The organism is Methyloversatilis sp. (assembly GCF_030698125.1).
Taxonomy (GTDB): domain Bacteria; phylum Pseudomonadota; class Gammaproteobacteria; order Burkholderiales; family Rhodocyclaceae; genus Methyloversatilis.
This window is the reverse complement of sequence record NZ_JAUYNV010000009.1, coordinates 25,151-45,270: the sequence shown is the minus strand read 5'-3', so window position 1 is coordinate 45,270 and position 20,120 is coordinate 25,151. Positions and strand designations below refer to the sequence as shown.

16 protein-coding genes and 1 other RNA gene are annotated in these 20,120 nt (G+C 66.5%); 15 read left to right on the top strand and 2 right to left on the bottom strand.

Going from position 1 to position 20,120, the window contains the following annotated elements:
* Positions 1–229 precede the first annotated feature (229 nt).
* Together Q8Q80_RS04755 and Q8Q80_RS04750 are read right to left on the bottom strand one after the other, a co-directional pair.
* A complete protein-coding gene (locus Q8Q80_RS04755) occupies positions 230–1,243 on the bottom strand; it encodes an SPFH domain-containing protein (protein WP_305631821.1) in 1,014 nt (337 codons plus the stop codon).
* Positions 1,244–1,333: 90 nt separating this feature from the next.
* The gene (locus tag Q8Q80_RS04750) at positions 1,334–3,649 is read right to left on the bottom strand and encodes an ATP-binding protein (protein ID WP_305631820.1); all 2,316 of its coding nucleotides are present in this window, start codon (positions 3,647–3,649) and stop codon (positions 1,334–1,336) included.
* A gap of 122 nt (positions 3,650–3,771) precedes the next feature.
* On the opposite strand from Q8Q80_RS04750, the gene rnpB reads away from it, so the two are divergent.
* From rnpB to ftsA, 15 genes are all read left to right on the top strand, one after another.
* Positions 3,772–4,174: RNase P RNA component class A (rnpB, locus tag Q8Q80_RS04745), an RNA gene on the top strand.
* A gap of 454 nt (positions 4,175–4,628) precedes the next feature.
* Positions 4,629–5,081, top strand: a complete 453-nt coding sequence (mraZ, locus tag Q8Q80_RS04740) for a division/cell wall cluster transcriptional repressor MraZ (protein ID WP_305631819.1) — start codon at positions 4,629–4,631, stop codon at positions 5,079–5,081.
* A 1-nt stretch (position 5,082) separates the two neighbouring features.
* Entirely contained in the window at positions 5,083–5,997 is a 915-nt protein-coding gene (rsmH, locus tag Q8Q80_RS04735) for a 16S rRNA (cytosine(1402)-N(4))-methyltransferase RsmH (protein ID WP_305631818.1), read from the top strand.
* 1 nt (position 5,998) lies between these two features.
* Positions 5,999–6,274: a cell division protein FtsL gene (ftsL, locus tag Q8Q80_RS04730; protein WP_305631817.1), complete on the top strand. Its 276-nt coding sequence runs from the start codon at positions 5,999–6,001 to the stop codon at positions 6,272–6,274.
* Positions 6,271–8,043: a penicillin-binding protein 2 gene (locus tag Q8Q80_RS04725; protein ID WP_305631816.1), complete on the top strand. Its 1,773-nt coding sequence runs from the start codon at positions 6,271–6,273 to the stop codon at positions 8,041–8,043. The genes ftsL and Q8Q80_RS04725 overlap by 4 nt, the downstream gene beginning before the upstream one ends.
* On the top strand, positions 8,040–9,530 hold the full coding sequence (locus Q8Q80_RS04720) for a UDP-N-acetylmuramoyl-L-alanyl-D-glutamate--2,6-diaminopimelate ligase (protein ID WP_371132698.1): 1,491 nt from the start codon (positions 8,040–8,042) through the stop codon (positions 9,528–9,530). The genes Q8Q80_RS04725 and Q8Q80_RS04720 overlap by 4 nt, the downstream gene beginning before the upstream one ends.
* Positions 9,527–10,921, top strand: a complete 1,395-nt coding sequence (gene murF, locus Q8Q80_RS04715; RefSeq protein ID WP_305631814.1) for a UDP-N-acetylmuramoyl-tripeptide--D-alanyl-D-alanine ligase — start codon at positions 9,527–9,529, stop codon at positions 10,919–10,921. The genes Q8Q80_RS04720 and murF overlap by 4 nt, the downstream gene beginning before the upstream one ends.
* Positions 10,911–11,999, top strand: coding sequence for a phospho-N-acetylmuramoyl-pentapeptide-transferase (gene mraY, locus Q8Q80_RS04710; RefSeq protein ID WP_305613940.1), 1,089 nt, complete (start codon positions 10,911–10,913; stop codon positions 11,997–11,999). The genes murF and mraY overlap by 11 nt, the downstream gene beginning before the upstream one ends.
* A complete protein-coding gene (gene murD, locus Q8Q80_RS04705; protein ID WP_305631813.1) occupies positions 11,999–13,393 on the top strand; it encodes a UDP-N-acetylmuramoyl-L-alanine--D-glutamate ligase in 1,395 nt (464 codons plus the stop codon). The genes mraY and murD overlap by 1 nt, the downstream gene beginning before the upstream one ends.
* Positions 13,390–14,553, top strand: a complete 1,164-nt coding sequence (ftsW, locus tag Q8Q80_RS04700; protein WP_305631812.1) for a putative lipid II flippase FtsW — start codon at positions 13,390–13,392, stop codon at positions 14,551–14,553. The genes murD and ftsW overlap by 4 nt, the downstream gene beginning before the upstream one ends.
* A complete protein-coding gene (gene murG, locus Q8Q80_RS04695; protein ID WP_305631811.1) occupies positions 14,550–15,623 on the top strand; it encodes an undecaprenyldiphospho-muramoylpentapeptide beta-N-acetylglucosaminyltransferase in 1,074 nt (357 codons plus the stop codon). Before ftsW ends, murG begins: the two co-directional genes overlap by 4 nt.
* A complete protein-coding gene (gene murC, locus Q8Q80_RS04690) occupies positions 15,620–17,020 on the top strand; it encodes a UDP-N-acetylmuramate--L-alanine ligase (protein WP_305631810.1) in 1,401 nt (466 codons plus the stop codon). The genes murG and murC overlap by 4 nt, the downstream gene beginning before the upstream one ends.
* A complete protein-coding gene (locus Q8Q80_RS04685; protein WP_305631809.1) occupies positions 17,017–17,943 on the top strand; it encodes a D-alanine--D-alanine ligase in 927 nt (308 codons plus the stop codon). Before murC ends, Q8Q80_RS04685 begins: the two co-directional genes overlap by 4 nt.
* Positions 17,936–18,736, top strand: a complete 801-nt coding sequence (locus Q8Q80_RS04680) for a cell division protein FtsQ/DivIB (protein WP_305631808.1) — start codon at positions 17,936–17,938, stop codon at positions 18,734–18,736. Before Q8Q80_RS04685 ends, Q8Q80_RS04680 begins: the two co-directional genes overlap by 8 nt.
* Positions 18,733–19,962, top strand: a complete 1,230-nt coding sequence (gene ftsA / locus Q8Q80_RS04675; RefSeq protein ID WP_305631807.1) for a cell division protein FtsA — start codon at positions 18,733–18,735, stop codon at positions 19,960–19,962. Before Q8Q80_RS04680 ends, ftsA begins: the two co-directional genes overlap by 4 nt.
* Positions 19,963–20,120: the final 158 nt, after the last annotated feature.

The window sequence follows — 20,120 nt, the reverse complement described above, 5'->3', positions numbered from 1 at the left end:
CATCAGCCCAAAAGTCAGGATATGACCAGATTCAGGCCGCTGTGAACAGTCCCCTGCTATGCCTTTGACCGTGAACGACTTTTTCGATGGCGCTTCCATTTGGCATACCGTTAATTCGACAAATGAGAACACGCCCTAGCGTCAGGGCGACGGCAATACGCAGCATCGGTGAACGGCCAGCGACGATGGCGCGCCGCCCGGAACGCGGCGCGTCGTGCCGCCGCCGTACTCAGCCGGTGATCTGCTTGAGCAACTCTGCCTTGGCGGCGGTGTAGTCCGCTTCTGTGATCAAACCGCCATCAAGCAGGGATTTCAGCTTGCCCAGCCTGGCTTCCGGCGTGTCGGCCGCCGCCGGGGTTGCCGGGGTTGCCGCTGCAGGCAATACCGAACCGCGCATCGCTTCGGTCATCACCTGCCCCATGCTCAGACCGGCGCCCAGACTGGCGCCGATGCCGGCCAGCCCGCCTTCATTCTGCGCCGCCATCGGAATGGCCGTGGCGGTCTGATACTGGGTGAAGGCGGCCAGATTGCCCGCCATGCCCATCGACACCCGGGCATCGAAGGCCTTCTGCAGCTCTTCAGGCAGCGACACGCTTTCAACCGCGAAATTGTCCAGCGCAACGCCATAGCGTTCGAACACCGGCGCCATCGCACCCTTCATCCGTTCGCCCAGCAAGCCGAAATTGGTCGCCATGTCGAGGAACGGCAGTTCCGACGCGCCGAGCGTATTGCTCATCGCCGACACGATCAGGTTGCGCAGCTGCATCTCCAGATCATCGACCGTGTAGATGTCGCGCGTGCCGCTGATTTCCGCAAAGAACTGCTTCGGGTCGGCCAGCCGGTAGGAATACACGCCGAATGCGCGCAGCCTGACCATGCCGAAATCCTTGTCGCGCACCGTCACCGGTTGAGCCGTGCCCCACTTGCGGCCCAGTTGCAGCCGGGTACTGAAGAAATAGACGTCGCTCTTGAAGGGCGATTCGAACAGCTTGTCCCAGTTCTGAAGGTAGGTCAGCACCGGCAGCGTACTGGTCTTCAGCACGTGGCGACCGGGACCGAGCACGTCGGCGATGCGCCCCTCGTTGACGAACAGTGCCGCCTGCGACTCGCGTACCGTCAGCTGCGCCCCGTACTGGATTTCGGCGTCCTGCATCGGATGCCGCCAGGCCAGCGTGCCATCGCCGTCCTCCTGCCACTGCAGAACGTCGATGAACTGTTTCTTGATGAAGTCGCCGATACCCATTTCACATCCTCTCAGGAAAGACCTGCCATGCAGCCACCGCGCACTCCGGCGCCGCTCCCCCGGTACCGTAGCGCGTCCCGGGTCGTCGTATCAAGTTGCTGTTTCCATTTCCATTTGCGTTGATTCCGTCGAACTGTCGTCCGCCTCGCGCGCCGCCAGCCAGATCTCGATGCAGGCCCCGCAGTCGTCACGCGTGGCCGCCCGTATCCAGCCGCCGTGCAGATTGACGATCTCGCGACAGATGGCGAGGCCGAGCCCGGTACCGCCTTCGGCGCCGCGCAGGCGCGCTGCCTGCTCGAACTGATCGAAGATGCGTTCGCGATCTTCTTCAGCGATGCCCGGTCCGTGATCGGACACGCGCAGCAGCACACCCGCCACACCTTCATGTTCATGCCGCTCGAGCGAAAGCAGCACTTCGGCAGACGCTGGCGAAAAGCGGATCGCATTGTCGAGCAGCGTGCGCAGCACCTGTGCCATCCGCTGCGCGTCGGCCTGCAGCGGCACCTGCTGGAACAATCCGGTCATCCGCATATGCACACCACGTTCGACCGCAACAGCCTGCATCTGCGCAATCGCCTCAGACACCAGCGATTCCAGATCGCAGCTCGACGCGTTCAGCTTGATCGCGCCGCCTTCCAGGCGCGACAAGTCGAGCAGATCGTCGACCAGCGCAAGCAGACGGTCACCGTGTTCGCGGATCACCTCGAAGCGCCGGCGCGTGACGTCGGCCAGAGGCGGCCGATCGCGCAACGCCAGCCGGGAAAAGGCGAGGATGGCGTGAATGGGCGTACGCAGTTCGTGCGACATGCTGGCCAGGAAGCGGCTCTTGGCGCGGTTGGCGTGTTCCGCCATGCGCCGCGCCGACATGCTGTCCGACAGCTGCTCTTCGATCAATTCACTCAGGCGGTCGCGATGCCGTTTCAGTTCGGTCTCGGCGCGCTGCCGGTCACGGTCGCGAATGCCCGCCTGCAGAATCAGGCCGAAAGTGCTGGTCGCCGCCTGCACGCCGGTCCGGCACGCTTCAGGTAAAGCATGGGGCAGATCAAGACCGACCAGACCGACCAGACGCCGGTCGCTCATGACCGCGAAGCACACCCGTTCCCCCGGCGGTTCATCGAACGCAGCCAAGGCGACAATGGCGCCGGATTCCTGCTCGCTTCGATCCGCTGTCAGGGCTTCATCGATCAATTCGGGATGCGCGCCAAGCCAGTCGCTGTCGCGGCAGGCCAGCAGATTCACCTGCGGTTCGTGCCGCGGATCGTGCATGACTTCGGCGATGAAGCCATCGCTTGCGCCGGCCAGGTCGAGCAGGATGTCGAGCATGGCGGCGAACAGTGCGTCACCCGATTCACCGCGGATGAAGCGCGCCTGCAGGCGCCCCAGCATGGCCAGTTGCTCGCGGCTGCGCTCGAGCGCCTGTTCGCTGCGCTTGCGCTCGCTGATGTCGCGCGCAAAACCGACCGTGCCCAGCAGTTCTCCGTTCTCGTCGAGCACCGGTGCCTTCCACACTTCGAGGCAGATCGATGCCGTACCGGATGCGACGAAGGATTCCGAACAGCGTGGCTGGCGGCTTTCGAGCACTTCGAGATCATCGGCGCGATAGGCATCGGCACAGTCGTTCGGCCACAGGTCGTAATCCTGCAGGCCGCAGGCCTCATCCGGATCGTTCAGCCCGCCGGCCAGCGCGAGCGGCTTGTTGACCGCCAGAAAGCGCAGGTCGCGGTCCTTCAGCCACACCATGAAAGGGAAATTGTCGAGCAGCGCGCGCTGGTAGCGCATCGCGCGGTGCAGTTCGCGCTCCATGCGCCAGCGGTCGGTCATGTCCTGCACGATGCCGGCCAGCACCGGCAGGTCGGTGACCGAACCGCCTGCTGCCGCGCCAGCGGACTCGACGCGGCCTTCGAACAGCACGCGTCGTTCGCCGTCCGGGTGGCTGACGCAGAACTCGGTGCGGTAGTGCGCACCGGCCTGCGCAGCGCGCAACGCGCGTTCGAGTGGCAGACGATCGTCCGCCGCAACGTGGGCGAGCAGCTGTTCGAAAGACGCCAGTGCAGCGCCGTCGATACCAAGTATTCGCCGCGCGCGCGACGACCATTCGAACACGCCATTCGCGTACGACCAGTTGCCGCTGCGGCCCAGCGTCTGCGCCCGGTCGAGTTCGACGTGCAGTTGCTCGAGCTCGCGCCGCGCGGCATCAAGCCGCACACCGACCGCCCAGAGCGCCAGACAGACGATCAGCACCGGCACCAGCAGGGGCGCCAGACCGAGGCGGGACACGCGACCCGCACCGGCCAGTCCGGTCGCGCCGGCCAGCTCGGCCACCAGCAGACCGATCACCAGCGCGGTCAGCAAGTAGGCGAGCCAGTAACGGGCAAGATGTCGGGCAGACTGCAACGACAGGTTCATGGCGGGAGGGGGCGTGGCGGGATCGAAGTATTGAGCCATCTGAACGGCCGGCGACGCTGGTTCTTGAGTGCCGCCGGCAATGTTTCCGGCGCTCGGCCGACGAACGGGTAGAATCCGCGCCGGAAGTCCGCCGGGCAACCGCGGCGCGCAAGCGCGGAGGAAAGTCCGGGCCCCGCAGAGCAGGATGCCGGCTAACGGCCGGGCGCAGCAAGCCGTGCGAAAGCGCGGCCCAAGGCGACGGAAAGTGGAACAGAAAACATACCGCCGATGGCCGCAAGGATCAGGCAAGGTTGAAATGGTGCGCCTGCGGGCGGGCGGCAACGCCGGGTAAGAGCCCACCGCGTGCGCGGCAACGCGCACGGCACGCAAAACCCCATCCGGGGCAAGGCCAAATAGGGAAGCGATGACGCGGCTCGCGTCGCTTCCGGGTAGGCTGCTCGAGCGACGTGGCAACACGTCGCCCAGATGAATGGTTGCCGGTGCGTTCGCGCACAACAGAACCCGGCTTACAGGCGGACTTCCACTCCTTACCTGCTTGGCCTCGCTTTCGAAGACCTCCCGCCGCCTGCTCGGCCCTACCCGCTCGATTCCCAGCCCCTTCCCTTCTGTTTCCCACGCCGGTTTGCATCGGCCGGCGCTGTATTCCGCTCCACTTCCGCCCCACTTTGCCCCACCGCGTCCAGGTCTGCGCGTCGCTTCTCATCAAGCACATTCAATTCATTTTCTATCCCATTAAAAACAAAAGCTTTTTACCTGAAACAGCGTGAAAAATTCACGCTAAGTCATTGTTGCGACAACAGTTTTGCTTGCATCCGTCTATTGACCCTGGGGCAGTCGAAAGCTAAAGTGGAGCAATATTGGATATATAGTGGATTGAAAGTGGGAATGCGGTGATTCGCCAGCCAGGCCGCATTCGCGAATCACCCCACAATCAACTGTATATATCCACAGTATTCGATTCACTTTCTCGGGCATACGAATGTTCTACGGGACAACCCGGCTCACGATGGATGACAAGCACCGGCTTGTCGTCCCCGCTCGTCCGCGCAAGAATTTGCTGGATCTGTGCGGCGGCGAGGTCGTGATGACGGCGCGTACCCGCGAGTTCGTACTGCTCTATCCCGAGCCTGAATTCCTGGCGCTGATGAGCCGGCTCGAGGTCATGCCCGATCTCGACCAGGCCAGTGACGATTTCAAACGCAGCTTCACCGCCAATGCGCGCAACGAAACCATCGATCGCGCCGGCCGGCTTTTGCTGTGCAGCGACCTGCGCGAGCGGGCCGGTCTGAACAAGAGCGTGATGCTGGTAGGTCGCGGCAACCGCTTTGAAATCTGGGATGAGGCGCGCTGGAACGAAGAGGCCCGGGCGCGCGACGAGCGCGAACAGGCGGCGGAACTGCCGCCCGACGTCGTCGGCAACTTCAGGTTCTGACATGGCGCACATCCCGGTACTGCTCACCGAAGCACTCGATGCGCTGGCGGTGCGCCCCGACGGCGTCTACGTCGACGGCACCTTCGGCCGCGGCGGCCACAGCCGCGGGCTGCTCGCCCGGCTGGGCGCGAACGGCCGGCTGATCGCGCTGGATCGTGATCCGGGCGCCATCGCCGCCGGGCAAGCCATCACCGATGCGCGCTTCACGCTGGTGCATGCGCGCTTCGCCGAACTGGCCGACGTGCTGGACGAGCTCGGCGTAACCGCGGTCGACGGCGTGCTGCTGGACATCGGCGTTTCATCGCCGCAGCTCGACGACGCTGAACGGGGCATGAGTTTCAGGCAGGACGCACCGCTGGACATGCGCATGGACACCAGCCGGGGCGAAACAGTGGCGCAGTGGTTGGCGCGGGCAGACGAAGCAGACATCAGGGAGGTCATCAGGGACTATGGCGAAGAACGGTTTGCTTCAGCGATTGCAAAGGCGATTGTTGCTGCTCGGAGCGAGCGGCCTGTCGACACCACATACCAGCTTGCCCAGATCGTGGCGTCCGCTGTCCGTACGCGGGAGGCGGGCCAGCATCCGGCGACGCGGAGCTTTCAAGCTCTACGGATTTTCATCAATAAGGAGCTTGAAGAGCTTTCGCTAGTGCTGCCGCAGGCGCTGGCTGCGCTGAAGCCGGCCGGCCGGCTGGCGGTGATCTGCTTCCATTCGCTGGAAGACCGCATCGTCAAGCGCTTCATGGCCGACCAGGCCAATCCGCCGCAGCCCCCGCGCGGCCTGCCGCTGCGCGCCGACCAGCTACCCCGGCCGACGATGACCCTGATCGCCCGCATCCGCGCCGGCAGCGACGAGGTGGCGGCGAACCCGCGCGCGCGCAGTGCCACGCTGCGCGTGGCCGAGAAGGCGGCCTGACATGCTGCGCCTCCATGTGGTCCTGATCATGCTGCTGCTCGCCAGCGCCATTTCGCTGGTGTCGGCACAGCACCGTTCGCGCAGCCTGCACACGCAGCTCGAACGCGAGCACCAGCGCATGCGCATGCTGGAAACCGAGTGGGGGCAACTGCAGATCGAACAGGGCACGCTGGCTGCTCACGCGCGGATTTCCGATCTCGCCGAAACAAAGCTGAAAATGCATGCGCCGGCACGCAATCAGGTCATCGTGCTCGACAGCCCGGAGGCCGTGCAATGAAGCTCGCGCACAATCCGCTGCTGGCCGAACTGCTGCCTGCCTGGCGCGCGCGCGCCATGCTGATCATCATGATGGTGCTGTTCGGCGGCCTGTTCGTGCGCGCCTTCTGGCTGCAGGCGATCGACAACGAGTTCTACCAACGCAAGGGCGAAGAGCGCTTTTCGAAGGTGCTGCCGACACCTGCGTCGCGCGGCCGTGTGCTCGACCGCAATGAACAGGTGCTGGCGATGAGCACCCAGGTGTCGGCGATCGTCGCCGAGGCGCGACCGAGCCGCACCGAAGCAAAGGCCAAAGCCAATCCGCGCGACATCGGCGCGGAGAAACTTTCGGCGGCGCAGATCCGCCAACTGGCCGACCTGCTCGACATGGACCATCGCGAGGTCGCGCGCAAGATTCCCGAGCAGCGCGGCCGCGGCTATCTGAAGCGTCAGGTGGCACCCGACGTCGCCGAGCGCATCCTCGCCCTGAAGCTGCCGGGCATCCGTGCCGAGCCGGAGTACCGCCGCTACTATCCGCATGGCGAGGTCAGCGCGCACGTCGTCGGCTTCACCGGCATGGACGACAAGGGTCTGGAAGGCATCGAACTGGCAATGAACCGCCCGCTGACCGGGCAGGAGGGCTCGCGCCGCGTCATCACCGACGCGCGCCGCAACGTCGTCGAGGACGTCGAAACGCTCAAGCCGCCGCGCGACGGGGGCGATGTGCGTCTGTCCATCGACACCCGGCTGCAGTTTCTCGCCCACAGCCGCCTGAAGCAGGCGGTGGCCGAACACAAGGCACGGGCCGGCAGCGCCGTGGTACTCGACTCGCGTACCGGCGAGGTGCTGGCGCTGGCCAACTGGCCGACCTACAACCCGAACAACCGCGCCCAGCTGTCCGGCCCGCCGCTGCGCAACCGCGCCTTCACCGACACCTACGAACCGGGCTCGACGATCAAGCCCTTCGTCGCCGCCATGGCGCTGGACGCCGGACGCTACAGTTTCGAAACGCCGGTCGACTGCACCGGCAAGCTGCACTTCGGCCGCTACGCGATCGGCGACGCACATCCGCACGGCGTGCTGAGCGTGGCCGAGGTGATCCAGAAATCGTCGAACGTGGGCGTGGCCAAGATTGCCGCGCAGTTCACGCCGGAAGAAATGTGGCGCGTCTATGACCAGCTCGGCTTCGGCAGCCCGCTCAAGCTGGGCTTCCCGGGCGAAGCCGCCGGTCGCCTGCGCAACCCGGCCGGCTGGAAGCCGGTCGAGCAGGCCACCATGTCCTACGGCCACGGCATGTCGGTCACGCTGATGCAGATGGCGCGTGCTTATATGGTGCTGGCCCGCGACGGCGACCTGATTCCGCTGTCGCTGACCCGCGTCGACACGCCGCCGATCAACGGCCTGCAGGTTTTTTCGGCACAGACCGCGCGCGAAGTGCGTCGCATGCTCGAACTGGCCGCCGGCCCGGGTGGCACCGCACCGAAGGCGCAGATTCCGGGCTACCGGGTTGCCGGCAAGACCGGTACCGCTCACAAGCTCGAAGGCGGCACCTACGCGAACAAGTACATCGCATCGTTCGTCGGCTTCGCCCCGGTGTCCGACCCGCGCTACATCGTCGCGGTGATGATCGACGAGCCCTCGAATGGCATGCACTACGGCGGTCAGGTGGCCGCGCCGGTGTTCTCCGACATCATGAACGCAACCTTGCGCGCAACCGGCGTGGCGCCGGACGCCGCCATGCCACCGCTGCAGATGGCGCGCGTCAGCGTTCCGGTGAAAGGCGTCCCGTGAGCGCGGCCGTGATCGCACAGGTTCGCGCCGCTCTGTTCAGGCACGGGGTCGAGCCGCGCACGCTGCGCGCCGACTCGCGCCACATCGCGCCCGGCGACATCTTTTTCGCGCTGCCCGGCGAGCGCACCGACGGCCGTCGCTTCATCGACGTCGCGATCGATCGTGGCGCGGCCGCCGTGCTGTGCGAAGCCGGCACCACCACGATGGCAAACCCGCAGGTGCCGGTGATCGAGATCGACAATCTGCACCGCCATGCCGGCGCACTCGCCGATGCGCTGCTCGATCAGCCGTCGGCGCATCTGCACGTGATCGGCATCACCGGCACCAATGGCAAGACTTCGGTCAGCCAGTGGATCGCCCAGGCGCTGCGCGCACTCGGTCGCGAATGCGGCGTCATCGGCACGTTGGGCAACGGCCTGCCGGGCCGACTGACCGAGTCCGCCAACACCACGCCCGACGTGGTGAGCGTGCATCAGACCCTGGCCGACCTGCGGCGCGCCGGCGCCACCGCCTGCGCGATGGAGGTGTCGTCGATCGGCTTGCATCAGCATCGCATCGACGGCGTACGACTGCATACCGCGGTATTTACCAATCTGACGCGCGACCATCTCGACTACCACAGCGACATGCAGCACTACGCCGACGCCAAGGCGGCGCTGTTCGCCCAGCCGGGTCTGCAGGCTGCGGTGATCAATACCGATGACGCGTTCGGTCGCCTGCTGGCGCAGCAGTGCGCCGGGCAGCTCGCCGTGACCACCTGCGCCTTCGACCACGCGCCGCCGGCGGGCACGACCGGGCTGCGCGCGCGCAGTGCGGAGCTGTCGCACGGCGTATCGTTCGACCTCGTGCATGGCCTGGACCAGCATTCGGCGCACATCAGCACCGCGCTGATCGGGCGTTTCAATGTACAGAATCTGATGGCGGTGGCTGGCAGCCTGCTGCATGCCGGCGTGTCGCTGAATGACGCGGCGCACGCACTCGCGGGCCTGACTCCGCCCCCCGGTCGCATGCAGGGCATTGGCGGTCAGGGCAAACCGCTGGTCGTGGTCGACTACGCGCACACCCCGGACGCCCTCGAACAGGCCTTGATCGCGCTGCAGCCGGTCGCCGCAGCCCGCGGCGGCAAGCTGGTGTGCATCTTCGGCTGCGGCGGTGAGCGTGACGCAGGCAAACGACCGCTGATGGGCACCGTGGCGTGCGAACAGGCACATCAGGTGTGGCTGACCTCGGACAATCCGCGCGGTGAAGACCCGGACGCCATCCTCGATGACATCGCCCGCGGCACGGTCGAAGGCCGGCGCGTCCATCGCATCACCGACCGCGCGCAAGCGATCCGGCAAGCGGTCGCCGAAGCGGTCGTGGCCGATGTCGTGCTGCTGGCCGGAAAAGGTCACGAGAGCTACCAGGAACGCAACGGCCGGCGCACGCCGTGGTCGGACATCGAACAGGCACATGCCGCGCTGGCCGCCTGGGGGGTGTCCGCATGAATACGTTATGGACGGCGTCGGACGTGGCTCGCGCCTGTGCCGGCACGCTGATCGGGCCTGACGTCGCACTGGGCGGCTTTTCGACCGACAGCCGCGCCGTGACGGCGGGTGACCTGTTCGTCGCGCTGCGCGGCGAACGCTTCGACGCCCATGATTTCATCGCCGACGTGCAGAGCGCAGGTGCCGCCGCAGTCGTGATAGCGGCCGACTGCGAGCACACGGCCGGCACCCTGATCCGTGTCGCCGACACGCGCATCGCGCTGGGCGACATCGCACGCGCCTGGCGCAGTCGCTTCACGCTGCCGCTGATCGGCGTCACCGGCAGCAACGGCAAGACGACGGTGAAGGAAATGATCGCCGCCATCCTGCGCGCGCATGCACTGAGCGTCGGCTGGCCGACCGGATCGGTGCTGGCGACGCGCGGCAACCTGAACAACGACATCGGTGTGCCGCTGATGCTGTTCGGCCTGCGCGACACGCACCGGCTGGCAGTCATCGAAATGGGCATGAACCACCCGGGCGAAATCGCCTGGCTGGCCGGCATCGCGAAGCCGACCGTCGCACTGGTGAACAACGCCCAGCGCGAACATCTCGAATTCATGAACAGCGTGGCCGAAGTGGCCAGCGAGAACGGCGACGTGTTCGACGCGCTCGGCGCCGATGGCATCGCCGTCATCAACGCCGATGACGACTTCGCCGATTACTGGGCCGGCCGCAACACGGCTCGCCACACACTGCGTTTCGGTTTTTCGCCGGACGCCGACGTCGGCGCGACCGCGACGCCGGCCGGGCTCGGTTACCGGCTCGACCTGCACGGCGTATTCGGCACGGCGCAGGTCATGCTGCGCGTGCCCGGCCTGCACAACGCGCGCAACGCGCTGTGCGCCGCCACCGCCAGCCTCGCCGCCGGTGCCGACATGGCGGCCGTGGTGTGGGCGCTGAATCACTTCGAAGGCGTCAAGGGGCGCCAGCAGGTCAAGCCGGGTGCGTCCGGCAGCACGGTCATCGACGACAGCTACAACGCGAATCCGGATTCGGTGCGCGCTGCCATCGACGTGCTAGCCAGGGCCACCGGCCGGCGCGTCCTTGTGCTCGGCGACATGGGCGAGGTCGGCAACCAGGGACCGGCATTCCATCGCGAAGCCGGCGCCTACGCACGCGAACACGGCATCCATGCGCTGCATGCGCTGGGTGAAGCCAGTATCGACGCAGTCTCCGCCTTCGGTCCGGGCGCCCTGCACTACACCGATCACGCCGCCATTGCCGCCGCGCTGCGTCCGCAACTCGATGCCACCACGACGGTGCTGGTGAAAGGCTCGCGCTTCATGCGCATGGAGCGCATCGCCGAAGCGCTACTCGACCCTTCCGGACAGGATTCCCATGCTTCTTGAACTGACCCGCTGGCTGGCCCAGGACACACGCGCCTTCAACGTGTTCAACTACATCACGTTGCGCGCCGTGCTGGCCATGATGACCTCGCTGGCGATCTGCTGGACTTTCGGTCCGCTGCTCATCCGCAAGCTGACCGAATACAAGATCGGCCAGTCGGTGCGCGACGACGGACCGAAATCGCACCTGACCAAAGCCGGCACGCCCACCATGGGCGGCGCACTGATCCTCATTTCGCTCGGCCTGACCACGCTGCTGTGGGCCGACCTGTCGAACCGCTACATCTGGGTGGTGCTCATCGTCACGCTCGGCTTCGGCGCCGTGGGCTGGGTGGACGACTGGCGCAAGGTGGTGCATCGCAATCCGAAGGGCCTGTCGGCGCGTGCCAAATTCTTCTGGTCATCGATCTTCGCCGCCGGTGCCGCCGTCTACCTCGGGCTGACGCCTCAGGTGCCGGCCCAGCTCGATCTCATCGTGCCGTTCTTCAAGTCGGTCGCCTATCCGCTGGGTGCCTTCGGCTTCATGATATTGACGTATTTCGTCATTGTCGGCACCAGCCATGCAGTGAATCTGACCGACGGCCTCGACGGGCTGGCCACGATGCCGGCCGTCATGGTCAGCGGCGCGCTCGCCATCTTCGCCTACGTCGCCGGCAACGCAGTGTTTTCGCGCTACCTCGGCGTGCCCTTCATCCCGGGGGCCGGCGAACTGGCCATCTTCTGCGGCGCGCTGTGCGGCGCCGGTCTGGGTTTTTTGTGGTTCAACGCCTACCCGGCGGAAGTGTTCATGGGCGACGTCGGCGCACTGGCGCTCGGTGCTGCACTGGGCACCGTCGCCGTCGTCGTGCGACAGGAAATCGTGCTGTTCATCATGGGTGGCCTGTTCGTCGCCGAAACGCTGTCGGTGATGATCCAGGTGCTGTACTTCAAGTGGTCCGGCGGCAAGCGCATTTTCCGCATGGCGCCGCTGCACCACCACTACGAACTGGGCGGCTGGAAGGAAACGCAGGTGGTCGTGCGCTTCTGGATCATCACGCTGATGCTCGTGCTGTTCGGTCTGTCCACCTTGAAGCTCCGTTGATGAGTCTTCACGGAACCCACGTCCTCGTGCTCGGCCTCGGTGAGTCCGGGCTGGCCATGGCGCGCTGGTGCGGGCGTCAGGGCGCGGTGCTGCGCGTGGCCGACAGCCGTGCCGCGCCGCCCGGACTCGATGCACTGGCACGTGACATCCCGGGCGCCGAACTGCGCTGCGGCCCGTTCGATGACAGCCTGCTCGACGGCATCGCGCTACTCGCGCTGTCACCCGGACTGGCGCCGCACGAGCCGCTGGTGCAGGAGGCAACGCGCCGCGGCATCGAGGTGGTCGGCGAGATCGAGCTCTTTGCGCGCGCACTGCGCGCGCTCGGCTGGCGCGAACGCGCGAAGGTCATCGCCGTCACCGGCACCAACGGCAAGACCACCACCACCGCGCTGACCGGCGCGCTGTGTCGCGCCTGCGGCCTGCGCACCGAAGTGGCCGGCAACATTTCTCCGGCAGCGCTCGACGCGCTGATGCGTGTGCTTGACCAGGGTGTCGTGCCCGACGTGTGGGTCCTGGAGCTGTCGAGCTTCCAGCTCGAAACCACCGATACGCTGGATGCCGACGCGGCCACCGTGCTCAACGTGACGCAGGACCACCTCGATCGTCACCCCGAGGGCATGGCCGCCTACGCTGCGGCCAAGGCACGCATCTTCGGCACGCACACGGTGCAGGTGCTGAACCGCGACGACAGCCATGTCGGCGCCATGCAACGCGACGACGCGCGCTCGATCCGCTTCGGCGACGGCGTCCCGTCGGGCGAAGACTACGGGCTGAGCGCCCTCGACGGCAGCGTGCATCTGATGCGCGGCACCCGGCCGCTGCTGGCGCTCGACGACATGCAGCTCGCCGGTCGCCACAACGCACATAACGCACTGGCCGCCCTTGCGCTGTGCGAAGCGATCGGCCTGCCGACCGACCGCTGCATCGCAGCGCTGAAGGATTTCGCCGGCCTGCCGCACCGCGTCGAAACGGTGCTGGACATCGACGGCATCCGCTTCATCGACGATTCCAAGGGCACCAATGTCGGCGCCACGGTCGCTGCGATCGAAGGACTGGGCCGTCCGCTGAACATCATTCTCGGCGGCGACGGCAAAGGTCAGGACTTCGCGCCGCTCGGGCCGGTATGCGCGCGCCACGCAAGGTTCTGCGCGCTGATCGGCCGCGACGCGGCGGCCATCTCGTCGGTGCTGACCGCACATGGCGTGGCGCATCGCACATTCGGCTCACTGGAGGAGGCCACCCGCGCCGCCTTCGACGCCGCGCGCCCCGGCGATGCCGTGCTGCTGTCGCCGGCCTGCGCCAGCCTCGACATGTTCCGTCACTACGCGCACCGCGCCGAGGTGTTCATCGCCGAAGCACGCCGCCTCGCGACCCTGCAGGGCGCGCACTCATGAGCAGCAGCATGCGCCTCGACGGACCCCGCCTGCCGGGCAGCGGCCCGCGTGCGGCCGAACTCGACCCCTGGCTGCTGTGGCCGGCGGTTGCGCTGCTGCTGATCGGACTGGTGATGGTGTATTCGGCGTCGATCGCGGTCGCCGACAGCAGCCGCTTCACCGGTAACCGGTCGGACTTCTTCCTGATCCGCCAGGCGGTGTTCCTCGCCATCGGCGGCGTGGCGGCGCTGATGGCTTTCCAGGTCCCGGTGCGCACCTGGCAGGCGTGGTCGATGTGGCTGTTCCTCGGCGGCATCGTGCTGCTGGTACTGGTACTGATCCCCGGCATCGGCAGTGTGGTGAACAACTCGCGCCGCTGGATCAATCTCGGCCCGGTGAACATCCAGCCGTCGGAACTGGTGAAGCTGTTCACCGTGCTGTACGCCGCCAGCTACATCGTGCGCCGGCTGCCTGAAATGGGCTCGTTCCGGCGCGCCTTCGTGCCGATGGCGCTGGTCATCCTGCTGGTCGGCGCGCTGCTGGTCGCCGAGCCGGACTACGGCGCCTTCGTGGTCATCGTGCTGATCGCCTTCGGCATGCTTTTCCTCGGCGGCATCAACGGCAAGCTGTTCTTTTCACTCGGGCTGGTGGCGATCATCGGCTTCGCGACGCTGATCCGCTTCAATGAGCTGCGCTGGGGGCGCTTCATCGCCTTCCTCGATCCGTTCAACAACGATCCGCTGGGCAAGGGCTATCAGCTGACGCACTCGCTGATCGCGTTCGGGCGCGGCGAATGGTTCGGCGTCGGGCTGGGCGGCAGCGTCGAGAAACTGTTCTACCTGCCCGAGGCGCACACCGACTTCCTGCTGGCGGTGATCGGCGAGGAACTCGGTCTGATCGGTGTCGCCACGGTAATTGCATTGTTCGCCCTGGTGGTGCATCGCGCGTTCGCGATCGGCCGGCGCGCACTGCTGCTGGAGCGCGCCTACGCCGGCCTGGTCGCGCAGGGTGTGGGCATCTGGTTCGGCGTGCAGGCCTTCATCAACATGGGCGTGAACGTCGGCATCCTGCCGACCAAGGGCCTCACGTTGCCGCTGATGAGCTACGGCGGCTCGGGCATCCTGGTCAATTGCATCGCGCTGGCCATCCTGCTGCGCATCGACTGGGAGAACCGGCGATGAGCGGCACGGCACTCATCATGGCCGGCGGCACCGGCGGTCACATTTACCCCGGTCTTGCCGTGGCGGACGAACTGCGCAGCCGCGGCTGGCGCGTGGTGTGGCTGGGCAACGCCGACGGCATGGAAGGTCGCATCGTGCCGCCGCGCGGCTACGAACTGCAGTCGATCCGCTTCAGCGCACTGCGCGGCAAGGGCGTGCTGCGCAAGCTGCTGCTGCCGCTCAACCTGCTGCGCGGCTTCTGGCAGGCGCTCGGCGTGCTCGGTCGTGTCAGGCCCCAGGTGGTGCTGGGTCTCGGCGGATACGTCACCTTTCCCGGCGGCATGATGGCCGCGCTGCGCGGCACGCCGCTGGTGCTGCACGAACAGAATTCGGTCGCCGGACTGGCCAATCGCGTGCTCGCGAAAGTGGCCGACCGCGTGCTCGCCGGTTTTCCGGAGGCGCTGTCCGGCGCCGAATGGACCGGCAATCCGGTACGCGCCGACATCGCCGCGCTGCCCGACCCGGCCGCGCGATTCGCCACGCGCAGCGGTCCGCTGAACCTGCTGGTGGTCGGCGGCAGTCTGGGCGCACAGGCGCTGAACGACGCGGTACCGCAGGCGCTGGCGCTGATGCCGGAAGGCGAGCGACCGCAGGTCGTGCATCAGGCCGGCGAGAAGAACATGCCGGCACTCGAAGCGGCGTACGCGAAGGCCGGCGTGACCGGCACGCTCGCGCCCTTCATCCAGGACATGGCCGCCGCCTACGCCGGCGCCGACCTGGTCATCTGCCGTGCCGGCGCATTGACCGTGGCCGAACTGGCCGCGGCCGGCGTGGCGTCGATACTGGTTCCCTTCCCGCACGCCGTCGACGATCACCAGACCGGCAACGCCCGCTTCCTCGCCGACGCGGGCGCAGCGCTGTTGCTGCCGCAGACCGAACTCGACGCGACATCGCTGGCCGCCCTGCTCGGCTCACTCGATCGCGCGCGACTGCTCGACATGGCGCAGCGCGCCCGCGCGCTGGCGCGCCCCGGCGCCGCAGCCGAAGTGGCCGACATCTGCGCGGCCATCGCGCGCAAGGACCCGACATGAAACACAAGATCAGCCACATCCATTTCATCGGCATCGGTGGCTCCGGCATGAGCGGCATCGCCGAAGTGCTGCTCAACCAGGGCTATGTCGTCAGCGGCTCGGACCTGGCCGACAACGCGGTGACGCGCCGGCTGGCCAGCCTGGGTGCCCGGGTGGTGCAGGGCCATGCGGCGCACCACATCGCCGGCGCAGACGCGGTGGTCACTTCGACCGCGGTCAGCGCCGACAACCCCGAGGTGGTCAGCGCACGCGAAGGGCGCATTCCGGTGGTGCCGCGCGCGCAGATGCTGGCCGAACTGATGCGCATCAAGCAGGGCGTTGCAGTGGCCGGTACGCACGGCAAGACGACCACCACGTCGCTCATCGCCAGTTGCCTCGCCGAAGGCGGACTGGATCCGACCTTCGTCATCGGTGGTCGACTGAATTCGGCCGGCGCCAACGCCCGGCTCGGTACCGGCGAATTCCTGGTCGCCGAAGCCGACGAATCGGATGCGTCCTTCCTGTTCCTGTCGCCGGTGGTGTCGGTGGTCACCAATATCGACGCCGATCACATGGACACCTATGGCCACGACTTCTCGAAACTGAAGCAGGCCTTCGTCGATTTCCTGAACCGTCTGCCCTTCTACGGCGTAGCCGTGCTGTGCATGGACGACGCGAACGTGCGCGAAATCATGCCGCAGGTACCCAAGCAGATCATCCGCTACGGCCTCGATCCGGACGCACAGGTGCGCGCCGAAAACGTGCGCGCCGACGGCACACGGATGCTGTTCGACGCCGTGCGTGTCAATGGCACCACAGCGCGCATTCCGGTCGAACTGAACCTGCCCGGCGTGCACAACGTGCGCAACGCGCTTGCGGCGATCGCCGTGGCGAACGAGGTCGGCGTACCGGATGAAGTCATCGCGCGCGCGCTGTCGGAGTTCAAGGGCGTGGGCCGTCGCTTCACGCGGCATGGCGACATCGCACTGCCGGCCGGCGGCCACTTCACGCTGGTCGATGACTACGGCCATCACCCGGTCGAAATGGCCGCAACACTGGACGCGGCCCGCGGCGCCTACCCCGGCCGGCGCATCGTGCTGGCCTTCCAGCCGCACCGCTACACCCGCACCCGCGACTGCTTCGAGGATTTCGTGCGCGTGCTGTCGGGCGCCGACGCAGTCGTGCTGACCGAAGTCTATGCCGCAGGCGAAGCGCCCATCGTCGCCGCCGACGGCCGCGCACTGGCGCGCGCGCTGCGCGTTGCCGGCAAGGTCGAACCGGTGTTCGTCGAGGACATCGCCGAACTGCCGCAGACGCTGCTCGACACGGTGCGCGACGGCGACGTCGTGGTCGGCATGGGCGCCGGCTCCATCGGCCAGCTGCCATCGAAATTTGCACAGGATCAGGACCGCACATGAGCACACCCACTCCACAGTCTCTCGGCAAGGTCGCCGTGCTGTTCGGCGGACGTTCCGCCGAACGCGAGATTTCCATCATGTCGGGCAGTGCGGTACTTGCGGCACTGTGCGAACAAGGCGTGGACGCGCACGCCTTCGACCCGGCCGAACGCGACCTGTGGGAACTGAAGCGCGACGGCTTCGAGCGCGCCTTCATCGCGCTGCATGGCCGCGGCGGCGAGGACGGCACGATCCAGGGCGCGCTCGAGTGCCTCGGCATTCCCTACACCGGGAGCGGCGTGATGGCGTCGGCGATCGGCATGGACAAGTGGCGCACCAAGATGGTGTGGCTGTCGGCCGGATTGCCGACACCACGCTACAAGCTGCTGCACGCCGGCAGCGACTTCGCCGCCGTGGCGTCCGAGCTCGGGCTGCCGCTGTTCGTCAAGCCGGCACGTGAAGGATCAAGTGTCGGCGCGACCCGCGTGAATACGCTGGCGGAACTGCCCGCCGCCTACGAATCCGCCGCGCGCTGCGACCCGCTGGTGCTGGCCGAACAGTTCATCTCCGGCCAGGAACTGACCGCACCCTTTCTCGGCGAGCTGGCGCTGCCGCTGATCCGCATCGAAGCGCCGCGCGGCAACTACGACTACCAGAACAAGTACTTCACCGATGAAGTGAAGTACCACTGCCCGAGCGGACTGGACGAGGAGCTCGAACAGGAAATACAGGCCCTGGTGATGCGCGCTGCGCGCCTCATCGACTGCCGCGGCTGGGGCCGTGCGGATCTGATGCTGGGACAGGACGGCAAGCCCTGGCTGCTCGAAATCAACACCTCGCCGGGCATGACTTCGCATTCGCTGGTGCCGATGGCTGCGCGGGCCGTCGGCATCGAATTCGGCGAACTGTGCCTGCGCATCCTGGAGTCGGCCCGCCTTGGCTAGAAAGCCCTCCATTCGCCGCAAGTCCGGTGGCCCGGCCGATGAGGGCGGGCTGTGGGACAGTCCGCGCGCGCTCACGATGATTGCCGACTGCATCCTGCTGCTGGCCGGTGCGGCGCTGATCTACGCGCTGGTGCTCGGCGTCACGCGCCTGCCGCTGCTGCCGCTGCAGGCCGTCACCCTGGACCGAGCGCCCGCTCACCTGACATCCGCCCAGATCGAGGACGCGGCGCGGCGCGCGGTGAATGGCAATTTTCTGACCACCGACATCGAGCGCGCGCGCGAGGTGTTCGAACAGCTGCCATGGGTACGCAATGCAGCGGTGCGACGCGTCTGGCCCGGCTTCATCGAGGTCGAGCTCGAGGAGCACCGGGCGGTCGCGCGCTGGTGGGTGCCCGACAACACGCCGGCCCGCATGGTGAATACGCAGGGCGAGTTGTTCGCCGCCGATCACGACCGCACGCTGCCACTGTTCATCGGCCCGGACGAACAGGCACCGACGATGCTGCAGCGCCATCTTGAATGGAGCGCAACGCTGTCGCCGCTGCAGCGCCGGATCGACAAGATGGCCCTGACCCGCCGCGAAGCCTGGCAGCTGCTGCTCGACGACGGCTCGCGCATCGAGCTGGGTCGCGACGACGACAAGACGCCGATCGCCGCGCGCCTCACGCGCTACGTCACGACCCAGCCGGCCGTGTCGCGCGAGGGCGCTCAGAAAATCCTGTACGCCGACCTTCGTTACCCCAACGGCTACGCGATACGTACCGGCAGCACAGCCACCCAGGAAAGACCATGACACGAGACAGCAAGGACCTCATCGTCGGACTCGACATCGGCACGTCGAAGATTTCGGCCGTCATCGCCCAGCTGGGACCCGATGGCCGACTCGACATACTCGGCCTTGCCTCGCAGGAATCACACGGTCTGAAGAAGGGTGTCGTGGTCAATATCGAAGCCACCGTGGATTCGATTTCGCGCGTCATCCAGGAAGTCGAACTGATGGCCGAATGCAAGGTGCGCGAAGTGTTCACCGGCATCGCCGGCAGCCACATCCGCAGCTTCAATTCGAACGGCGTCGTGGCGATCAAGGACAAGGAAGTCACCCGGCTCGATCTGGAGCGGGTGGTCGAAACCGCGCGCGCCATGCCGATTCCCGCCGATCAGGAAATCCTGCATACGCTGACGCAGGAATTCATCATCGACGGCCAGGACGGCGTACGCGAGCCGATAGGCATGAGCGGCAAGCGACTCGAAGTACGCGTGCACATCGTGACCGGCGCGGTATCGGCAGCGCAGAACATCATCAAGTGCGTGCGCCGCTGCGGCCTCGAGGTCGTCGATCTGGTGCTGCAGCCGCTGGCGTCCAGTCAGGCCACTTTGTCGGACGACGAGAAGGATCTGGGCGTCTGCCTGGTCGACATCGGCGGTGGCACGACCGATATCGCCATCTTCACGCAGGGTGCGATCCGCCACACGGCGGTGATTCCGATCGCCGGCGACCAGATCACCAACGACATCGCGATGGCGATGCGCACACCGACGGCCGAAGCCGAAGACATCAAGCTGCACTTCGGCGTCGCGATGTCGGCACTGGCCGACGCGGAGGACATGATCGAAGTGCCGGGCATCGGCGACCGCGGACCGCGCCGCATGTCGCGACAGGCGCTGGCCGACGTGATCGAGCCGCGCGTATCCGAGTTGTTCGAACTGGTGCAGGCCGAACTGCGGCGCAGCGGCTACGAGGAATTGCTGTCATCCGGCATCGTGCTGACCGGCGGCAGCGCGACCATGCGCGGCATGGCGGATCTGGCTGAAGACGTGTTCCACCTGCCGGCTCGCGTCGGGGTGCCCGAATACAGCGGAAACCTCGCCGACGTGGTGCGCCACCCGCGTTACGCGACCGCGATCGGGCTGGTCATGGAAGGGGCTGCACAGCGTCGCCGCGGGCAGGTTGCACGCGACGGCCGCAATGTTCGCCAGGTGTTGGCAAACATGCGCTCATGGTTCGAAAGAAATTTCTGAAAATGCGACTCAAACGGCATCTACGTCATGCGTTGCACTATGTTTAGTCGTATACTTGCGAAAAATCACTAAATGTAGTGGTTAACCACAAGTATTCGACTTTTCGCTGCTCGCTAGCCCTCGGGCTTCGAGGCATCTTTGTATAGACAGGAGGCGGT